Source organism: Streptomyces sp. SID3212 (genome assembly GCF_009865405.1).
Lineage (GTDB): Bacteria > Actinomycetota > Actinomycetes > Streptomycetales > Streptomycetaceae > Streptomyces.
The window spans coordinates 1-9,485 of the sequence record NZ_WWJY01000424.1; the positions used below are offsets into that span (position 1 = coordinate 1).

Consider the following 9,485-nt stretch of genomic DNA (forward strand, 5'->3'; position numbering starts at 1 on the left):
GGCCCCCGGCCTGCGCCGCGAGGAGCTGGGACTGGTGGCCGGGGTCTCGGTCGACTACGTCGTGCGGCTGGAGCAGGGCCGGGCGACCGCACCCTCGGCGCAGGTCGTCGACGCGCTGTCGCACGCGCTGCGACTGAACCCGGCCGAGCGGGAGCTGTTCTTCCAACTGGCCGGCCTGCGCCCGCCCGACCGCGGCCTGGTCCCGGCCCGGTTGGCGCCCGGAGTGCGGCGGCTGCTCGACCGGCTCGACGGCGTTCCGGTGAGCGCCTACGACGCGACCTGGAACCTGCTGACCGCCAATGCGATGTGGACCGCGCTGATGGGCGAACCGCCCGAACCCAACATCGTACGGTCCCGCTTCGGCCCCGGCCCCACACGTGTGCTCACCTGGCCCGGCCAGGACGACACCTTCGACGTCGCGATCGTCAGTGACCTGCGTGAAGCGTCCGCCCGCTACCCGAACGACCCGGGCCTCAAGGAACTGATCGCCGGCCTGCACGGCTCTTCCGAGCGCTTCGCCGACGTCTGGGAGTCCGGTGTGATGGCCCGCCACGAATCGACCCGTAAGACCATCGTCCATCCCGAGGTGGGCGAGCTCGCCCTCGACTGCGACGTGCTCACCGTGCCCGGCAGCGACGTGCGCATCGTCGCCTCCACCGCCGAGCCCGGTTCCGAGGCCGCGGGGAAACTGGCCCTGCTCGCCGCACTCGGCCACCGGTAGCCGATCCGGAACCGGCACGGGTGAAGCCACCCCGGCTCCATGCCGGCGGCGCCCGTACCCCGCTCCGGGGTACGGGCGCCGCCGGCGTCAGCCGGGGGACGAGACTGTCACGGCAGCCAGTGGTTGCCGGTGACGGCGATCATCGCTTGGAGCTGGATGCTGGAGCCGTAGTAGCTGGAGGGCTCCAGGGGAACGGAGTTGAGCTTGTTCCAGAGGGCGTCGAGCCAGGCCTGGCTTCCCGGGTCGGTGGCCGCGGCCACCGCGAACGGGGCGATGAAAGCGACCTCCGAGCCGGACTCCGCGACGGAGCCGTCGAGCTTGTAGCCGGTCTGGATCTTGTTCGGGTCACCGCCGGTGGTCTGCTTGATCCAGGTGTTCATCTTGCGGACCGCGGCGGTGGACTTGGCGTCTCCGGTGGTCAGAGCGTCCACGCCGAGCCGCCACGGGTCGCGGCAGGCGTTCCAGGAGTAGGCGCCGTCCAGGTCCGACTCCAGGACCTGGCCCGGGGCCGGCTGCGGGGTGGAGGTGTTGGTCTTGACCACGAAGTCGGGCAACAGACCGGTCTTGGAGGCGTACTTGGACTGGAGGTCCGCGATCAGGGTCTGGTGCTTGGTGAGGATCTGGTCCCAGGTGGCGTCGCCGGTGGCCTTGCGGAACGCCTTGAAGTGGCCCGGCAGCCAGTCGGAGGTACGGCTGATGGTGTCGTAGTTGCCGGAGGACCAGTCGCCGAGGTTCATCAGCTTGGTGCCCGGTACCACCTCACTGGCCTTGATGGCGTTGATGCGCCGCACGGCGAGCTGCTTGTAGTTGTACGTGCCCGAACTGCCCCACTGCTTGTCGGCGAGCAGCAGTGCGTAGGCGATCTCCAGGTCCCCGTCGGTCGCGGAGTCACTGCCGTTGACGCTCTTGCACGTGCTGTCCTGCTCGGCGGCGTGCAGATCGGCGTTGTTCACCGACGGGTGGTCGAGGACGAACTTCAGGACGCCGTCGAAGGACTTCCTGGCGTCGGGATCGGCGCCGGCCATCGTGGCCAGGATGGTCAGGCCGTAGCCCTGGCCTTCGGCCACGTAGGGGTGGTCGGCATCGGTGGATGCGATGGCCGACCAGCCGTTGCCGCAGGTGGAGGTGACGAAGGCGGCCTTCCACTTCTTGTAGTAGTCCACCACCTTCTTGTCGTTGGCGGCCCGGTCACCGGAGACCTTGATGGTGCCCGCGGCGTAGTCGAACGTGTGGCTGCCGAAGGGGACGTTGACCCCGCCGGCCGGGGGAGTGGTCGGGTCGGTCGGATCCGTGGGGTCCGTCGGGTCGGTCGGATCCGTGGGATCGGTGGGGTCCGTCGGGTCGGTGGGGTCCGTCGGGACCGTGGGCATGGCCGGCGCGTTCTTCAGGAAGAGGGACGCACCGGAGTCGGTCCTGGTGGCGTCGACGCCGTGACCGTTGGTGTAGTCGCGCGTCTCGTTCTTGGCCCAGTCCGCGATCGGGCTGCCACCGATGTCCAGGTGCTGGTACGACGTACCGTTCCAGCCGAACTGGTAGACGCGCTTGGGCTCGCTGTAGAAGCTGGTGTACGCGCCGCCGGCCGTCTTCTGCTTGCGCAGGTCGTTGTTGAAGAAGACATTCTGCGGGCCCGAGGCCCCGGACCACTTCACGGCCTTCTTGCCCGCTCCCCACCAGATCGGGTACCAGGTGGAGTCGTCGGGGCCGCCGCCGCCCTCCTCACCGCAGTTGGCCTTGCAGTTGTTCGAGCTGTGGTTGTACGGCACGTGCACGAGGTTGCGCTCGAACAGGTTGTGGCGCTCCCAGCCGCCGTGCAGGTTGAGGTCGGAGTCGAAGTCGTTGCCGATCACGACGTTCCCCGACGCCGACCACTGGAAGGTGAAATGCCGGAGATTGCGTGAGACGTTGCCGGAGTACAGCGAGTCCCATACACGCGACCCGCGGAAGTACCCGTTGCCGCCCTTGCCCTTGTTCCAGGAGCCGTCGAAGGTGTTGTCGACGATCTGGAGGTTCTTGGCCTCCTCGGTGACGATCGGGTGCGACCCGGTCATCTCGGAACGGATCCCCCGGACCCAGGAGTCCGCGGCCCACTTGAAGACGATGCCGTGCATCTCCTGCTCGGGGGCGATGTTGCCGTAGTTGTGCAGGGCCTCGTTCTTGTCGGCGCCCGGGATGTCATGGACGAACGAGAAGTTCTCGAAGCCGACGCCGACCACGGGGTCCACGAGCGGGGCCACCTTGGAGGCGTAGACGGCGCCGTCCAGGGCGGCGGAGCCGTCGGAGGTGGAGTCGACGGGAACGTCGAACTCCAGTGGCTTGTCGAGCGTGACGGTGCGCTTGGCGGTGTCCACCGCGGTGAGGCGGAAGATCTGCTGGCGCATGTGCATGTTGAGCAACGGGTACTCGGTGGGCAGGGCCTTCTGCTCGTCGTAGAACTTCCGCGAGTTCGCGGCCCGGACGTTGACGAGCGCTCCGGCCTTCAGGTTGGTGAACTTCGCGTTCGAGGCGAGATGGACGACCTTGTCGCCCTTCCGCGCCGAGAATCCCTGGTCGCCGGCCTTCGCCGTCAGCGCGACTCCGGCCTTCCAGTGCACGTTGGCCGTGCCCTCGAAGAGGTCCTTGCGGTTCGCCGGGGCCGACTTGTACTCCGACGCGTAGGCCGGGTCCACCTGACGGGACTGGACGCGGAACAGGCCCCGGCCGGGCCAGATCCAGCCGCCCTTGGCCGAGCCGGCGGTCATGCCGTCCTCGTCCCAGTCGGCCCCGTCCTCGGTGAGGGTGTCGTACTTCGTGTTGGCGTCCGGCCTGAAGACGAACCTGGTACCCCCCGAGCCGCTGCCCGCGCCCCGGAGGATCAGGTAGTCGGCGTCCACACCGAGCTGCCGCGAGACGTTCAGGGTTCCCGGGGGCAGTGTGATCAGCGACAGCTTGTTGTAGGTCGCGCTGCCCGAGCAGGAGGTGCGGACGGCGTCGATCGCGGCCTGGAGGCCGGCCGAGTCGTCCACGTTGTCGTTCGCCTTGACCTGGTACTGACCGGACAGCTTGTCGGGCGTGATGTTGCAGGTGGCGCTCGAGTTGACGTCCGAGGCGCCGGGCAGAGGCTGACCGCCGCGATACCCCGCCTTGGACCAGTCGTACAGACCTGGGACGGGGGCGCGGCGATTGCTCTGGGAGAGATCCAGCGCGGGTAGCCGGTCGGCGGCCGCCGGCGCGCTGAATGCGGAGGATTCGGGCGACGAGGCGGTCGCGAACGTGGTCGGGACAGCAATGCCGGTGAGAGCTGCACCTAACGCGAGCACCGTGAACTTGCCTGTAAAACGAGGGGAGTTGGGTGGCATCGAGACCTTCCGAGGGGACGGAGCCGGGGGCTCACCGGCTCACTTGGGGCGATAGTTAATAAGGTTTCCTGTTAGTCCGTCAATAGATTCTTCGGGCTCCGTTGGCGGGGTGCATAGGGACCGCGATCCGCCGGGAGTTGCCGAACAGGCGCCCCGAACTCGCTTGCATGAGGCATGTGTTCATCCCTCTTGCCGACGGCGAGACGCTCCTGGTACTTCCTTGACTGTTAGGAAAGTTTCCTTCTGATGCCGCGGTCCCTTACGTCGCATGACCGCCGCCTCCCCTTCCCCCCTCGGAGAGTGAGCCCCGACGATGACCTCACTACGCTCCCCTCGCCCCACCTGGCGCGGCCTCGGTACGGCGGGCGTGCTCGCGTTCGCGCTGGCCGCCACGCTTCCGCTGTCCTCCGCGGCGTCCGCCCCGGCCGCCACCTCCGCACCGCGCGCCGCCGTCGTCCACGAGGCGGAGGCCGCCACCGTCTCGCGCGGCGTCGTCGAGTCCAACCACGCCGGGTTCACCGGCAGTGGATTCGTCAACTACGAGAACGAGACCGGCAGTTACGTCCAGTGGACGGTGAACGCGACCGCGGCAGGACCCGCCTCGCTCGCCCTGCGCTTCGCCAACGGCACCGCCGCCGACCGGGCCATGGACATCACCGTCAACGGTGTCAAGGTGGCCGCCGCCAAATCCTTCGCCGGCACCGGCGCCTGGACGAACTGGGTGACCACGTCCCTCGACGTCGCTCTCAAGGCCGGTTCGAACACCGTCAGGGCCACCGCCACGACCTCCGACGGCGGCCCCAACGTGGACCACCTGTCCGTCGACACCCCCGGTGGACCGGGTGGACCGGGCGGTCCGAGCGCGAACACGCCCGCCGGGATCAACGGACGCCTGAAGGTGTGCGGCACCAAGCTGTGCAACCAGTACGGCAAGCCCATCCAGCTCCGCGGCATGAGCAGCCACGGCACGCAGTGGTACGGCCAGTGCCTCACCGGCGGCTCACTGGACGCGTTGGCGAAGGACTGGAACGCCGACGTCCTGCGCGTGTCGACCTACGTGCAGGAGGGCGGCTACGAGACCGACCCCCGCCGCTTCACCGATCTGGTGCACAGTCTCATCGAGCAGGCCACCGCGCGCGGGCTGTACGTGATCGTCGACTGGCACCAGCTCACCCCCGGCGACCCCAACCACAACCTGGCCCGCGCGAAGACCTTCTTCACCGAGATCGCGCAGCGGCACCGCGACAAGACCAATCTGCTGTACGAGATCGCCAACGAGCCCAACGGGGTGAGCTGGTCGAAGATCAAGAGCTACGCGGAACAGCTGATCCCCGTCGTGCGGCAGCAGGACCCGAACACGCCGATCCTGGTCGGCACCCGCGCCTGGTCCTCCCTGGGTGTTTCCGACGGAAGTTCGGAGAGTGAGATCACCGCCGGCCCGGTGAACGCCGCCAACATCATGTACACCTTCCACTTCTACGCGGCCTCGCACGACGCCGAGTACCTCGACACCCTCTCGCGCGCGGCGGACAAACTGCCCCTGTTCGTCACGGAGTTCGGAACGCAGAACTCGGCCGGCGAGGGCGCGAACGACTTCACGATGTCAAAGCGCTATCTGGACCTGATGGCGGCCAAGAAGATCAGCTGGGTCAACTGGAACTTCTCCGACGACGAGCGCTCCGGTGCCGTCTTCAAGCCCGGCACCTGCGACGCCAACGGTCCGTGGACCGGCACGGCCCCGCTCAAGCCCGCCGGAGTGTGGATCCGCGACCAGATCCGTACGCCGGACAACTTCCCGACCGGCTGACAACCCCACACCCGCACCGGCGGAACTCGCGCCGGCCACCGCACACAAGAACCGCCGCACCCGCCCGGCACCCTGCCGGGCGGGTGCGCCATGTGGGAGAGCATCATCTCCGGCGAGTAGACACCCGATGAATCTGTGTCTACGGGTAGCCGGCCGGGCGGCGCTGGGGGCGTGAGGTGGCGCGTGCTCGACTAAGTGCCTTGACTGATAAGTGATATGAGTGACGGATGCTGTGCGTGAACCCTTGACGCGAACGCCGGACGGGTCGACCATTCCCCAAACATCGGATGTAAGTGCTCGTCAAGTCAGGCATCCGCACAGGGAAGGACCCGCCCGTGTCGCCTCAAGGTCCCGTGTCACCACCACGTTCACTCATGCGGCACACGCGCAGGTTCCTGCGCCGCGTCGGTCCTGTCGCGGCAGCTCTCGGGCTGATCCTGACGGCGCCCGAAGCCCAGTCCGCGACCGCCGGCGCCGCCGCCTCCGTGACGCTCTACGCGTCACCGTCCGGCGGCGGTTCGGCCTGTTCCACCTCGGCTCCGTGTTCTCTGTCCGGTGCCCAGCAGGCGGTACGCGCCCAACTCGCCGCCAACAGTTCCGCCGACGTCACCGTGCTGCTGGCCGACGGGACGTACCGCCTGTCGAGCACCTGGTCCTTCGGTCCTGCCGACTCGGGTACGCCGGGGCACCCCGTGGTGTGGAAGGCCGCGCCGGGGGCGCGGCCGGTCATCTCGGGGGCCACCCGGGTCACCGGATGGACGCAGCGCGGAACGGGCGGGGTCTGGGGCGCTCCCGTACCCGCCGGCAGCGACAGCCGTCAGGTGTACGTCGACGGGCGCGCGGCCCCGACCGCGCGGGCGATCCCAGCGAGCCTGGGATTCCGGGGCGCGTGGACCGGATCGTCCACCGGCTACACGATCTCCGGCGACCCGGCGGCGATGGCGTGGTTCGGGGCGCTGACCGCGAGCCAGGTGGCGGGAGTCGAGTTCGACTACCCCGGCGGCAACGGGCCCTGGACCGAGTCGAGATGCCGGGTGGCGAGCTTCTCCGCGGCGGCCGGGACGCTGAGGATGAGCCAGCCGTGCTGGACCAACGTGACCGCCCGGGCGTCCTACGCGCAAGCCAGCGGCGGCCTGCCGTCCATGTCGGTGAACACCATGCCCGCCCGCATCGAGAACGCGCAGACCCTGCTCGGCTCCGGACAGTGGTTCCTGGACGGCCCCGGCGGCACGCTCTACTACAAGCCGTCCGCCGGCCAGCAGATGTCCGCCCTCGACGTGGAACTGCCCCGCCTCGAAACGCTCGTCCAGATCGCCGGTACCCTCGCCGCGCCCGTGCACGACCTCACCTTCGGCGGACTCCAGTTCTCGTACGCGACCTGGAACGCGCCCTCCACCGGCGCCGGTTTCTCCGACGTGCAGAGCAACCTGCGGATGACCGGCGCGAATAACCAGGGCATGTGCAACTTCTCCACCCCCGCCGGGAGTTGCCCCTGGGGAGCGCTGACCCAGCCCCTGGCGAACGTCACGGTCACCGCCGCCAAGAACGTCACGCTCACCGGTAACCGGTTCTCCCAACTCGGCGGCGCCGGACTGGGCGTGCGGTACGGAGCGGCCAACACCCTCATTCAGGGCAACGAGTTCACCGACATCGCCTCCACCGCGCTCCTCCTCGGCTGCACCTACGACCCGCTGCCGACCGACCCGTCGGAAGCCGCGGGGATCAAGCAGAACTGCACGCCCAACGGAGCGAGTGAAACCGCCACGATCGGCACCAACGAGATCCTGACCGGTACCACCGTCGCGGACAACGTCATCCATCACATCGGTACGGACTACTCCTCGGCCAGCGGGATCACCCTGCTGTTCTCGCAGCGCACGACCATCACCCGGAACAACCTGTACGACCTGCCGTACACCGCCATCACCGCCGGAGTCATCCAGGGTCACGTCAACCAGGCGACCACCCCGCAGAACACCACCAACATCAACAGCTCGAACACCATCAGCAACAACATCCTGCACGACTACCTGTCCGTCCGCAGCGACGGCGGCGCCGTCTACGTCGAGGGACACCAGGCGCAATACGTGTACCAGGCGGACGGGACGACGATCGACCCGGTGCAGACCTTGGCCAAGGGCCTCCAGGTCACCGGCAACATCGCCTACAACGGCCCGACGACCAACTTCACGTACTACGACGACGCCGGCGCGGAGTGGGTCAACTGGCAGGGGAACGTGGCCTTCGGCGCGGGCGACAGCTCCCAGGGCGGCTGCAGCCCCACCGGTCACCTCTGGATCACCGGCAACTACTTCTCCGCCCGCATCCAGTCGTACCCCTGCGCCCAACCTGTCGACACCCACGCGAGCGGGAACACGACCATCCCGGCGACCCCCGGGCCGAGCCACATCCCCAACGGTCTGCTGCGGGCCGCGGGCGCGGGCTCCGGCTCCTTCGCGCCGGTCCTCTCCGTCCCCGCGAGGATCTTCTACGTGTCGCCCACGGCCAACGCGACCCAGGTGCTCGTCGCCGGTGAGGGCTTCGGCCCGGCCACGCCGGTGTACATCGGTACCACCCAGGTCAGCAACGTGACCCGCCTGTCCAGCGGATTCATGATCGTGCCGGTTCCGGCCGGCACCTCGGCCGGGCAGATCTCCGTCACTCCGCAGGTCCCCGGAACCATCCGGCTCAACGACGACGACGGCGGAATCACCTACAACGGGTTCGCGTACGCGGGCGGCCGTTCCTACGGCGACCACCGGAACGACGTCCACTACGCGACGGCCAACGGGTCGACCGCCTCGCTCACCTTCACCGGCACCAAGGTCACGGTGTACGGCGAGCAGAACACCGACCAGGGGAACATCGGCATCAGCATCGACGGCGGACCGCAGCAGGTCGTCAGCACCCTGCCGAGCGACGGCGTACGCCACGCGAACGTCGCCCTGTACACCTCCGGTCAGCTCTCCTCCGGCACGCACACCGTCGTCGTGACCAAGCTGTCCGGTCAGTACAGCACCCTCGACGGTTTTCTCGTGTGAACGAACGGCTGCCCCCTGCCGCGTGCGGCAGGGGGCTCGCCGGTGTCATGGGAGCCGGTGTCATGTGAGCCCTACGCTTCGGCGTCGACCCAGCTCATGAGCTTGCGCAGCTCCTTGCCCGTGGTCTCCAGAAGGTGCTCGGAGTCCTGGGCCTTGTACGTCCCGTACTTCTTGAGGCCGCCGTGGTATTCGTCCATCCAGGTCTGGGCGAAGGACCCGTCCTGGATCTCGGCGAGGATCTTCTTCATCTCGGCCTTGGTCTGGTCGGTGATGATGCGGGGGCCGGTGACGTAGTCGCCCCACTCGGCGGTCTCGGAGACCGACCAGCGCATCTTCTCCAGGCCGCCCTCGTACATGAGGTCCACGATCAGCTTCAGCTCGTGGAGGCACTCGAAGTACGCGATCTCCGGCTGGTAGCCGGCCTCGGTCAGCGTCTCGAAGCCCGCCTTGACCAGCGCCGCCGTACCACCGCACAGGACCGCCTGCTCACCGAACAGGTCGGTCTCCGTCTCCTCCTTGAACGTCGTCTTGATGACGCCGGCGCGCGTGCCGCCGATCCCCTTCGCGTAGGAGAGCGCCAG

General features: G+C 68.3%; 4 protein-coding genes and 1 pseudogene. 3 read left to right on the top strand and 2 right to left on the bottom strand.

Annotated elements, in window-relative coordinates:
* A partial coding sequence (locus tag GT042_RS12700) for a helix-turn-helix transcriptional regulator (protein ID WP_161308810.1) occupies positions 1 to 721 on the top strand: 721 nt, incomplete at its 5' end.
* A gap of 107 nt (positions 722 to 828) precedes the next feature.
* Here GT042_RS12700 and GT042_RS40095 read toward each other — a convergent pair.
* Positions 829 to 4,017, bottom strand: coding sequence for a glycosyl hydrolase family 8 (locus GT042_RS40095; protein WP_345943753.1), 3,189 nt, complete (start codon positions 4,015 to 4,017; stop codon positions 829 to 831).
* Between the two features lie 352 nt (positions 4,018 to 4,369).
* Between GT042_RS40095 and GT042_RS12715 the strand changes: the two genes are divergently transcribed.
* Together GT042_RS12715 and GT042_RS12720 are read left to right on the top strand one after the other, a co-directional pair.
* On the top strand, positions 4,370 to 5,863 hold the full coding sequence (locus GT042_RS12715) for a cellulase family glycosylhydrolase (protein WP_161308811.1): 1,494 nt from the start codon (positions 4,370 to 4,372) through the stop codon (positions 5,861 to 5,863).
* Between the two features lie 374 nt (positions 5,864 to 6,237).
* Positions 6,238 to 8,904 (top strand): right-handed parallel beta-helix repeat-containing protein, encoded by a 2,667-nt coding sequence (locus GT042_RS12720; RefSeq protein WP_161308812.1) that lies wholly within the window; start codon positions 6,238 to 6,240, stop codon positions 8,902 to 8,904.
* Between the two features lie 71 nt (positions 8,905 to 8,975).
* On the opposite strand, the pseudogene GT042_RS12725 reads toward GT042_RS12720, so the two are convergent.
* Positions 8,976 to 9,485: pseudogene (locus tag GT042_RS12725) on the bottom strand (ketol-acid reductoisomerase); the annotation flags it as partial.